This window comes from Chromohalobacter sp. HP20-39 (genome assembly GCF_033052815.1).
Classification (GTDB): domain Bacteria; phylum Pseudomonadota; class Gammaproteobacteria; order Pseudomonadales; family Halomonadaceae; genus Chromohalobacter.
Window position 1 is genome coordinate 1 of the sequence record NZ_JAWHTP010000948.1, and the last position, 252, is coordinate 252.

At 66.3% G+C, this 252-nt stretch carries 1 protein-coding gene; it reads left to right on the forward strand.

The features are described 5' to 3' along the window. Nucleotides 1–252 (forward strand): hypothetical protein (locus tag RVY79_RS20765; protein WP_317466491.1); only part of this gene is annotated, 252 nt, incomplete at both ends.

Here is a 252-nt window from a genome sequence, read left to right on the forward strand (position 1 = left end):
CCCGCCGACCCTGTCGGTGTCCGACCGCATCGCCGGTATGGTGCGCGACGGCGTGGCGGGGAGATCAACGGTGTGTCCACTGCGACCCGACACCAAAGTGCCGGTGGTGTCGGTGGATACGGTGGTGCGCAACCTGATCACACTGCACGATGCAGCGACTGCGGCGCTGCGCGGCAAGCGCGTACTCAATCAGCCGGCTCTGACGGTCAGCATGGAAGACATCGTCGCGGCGCTGAACATCGTGGCCGAGGT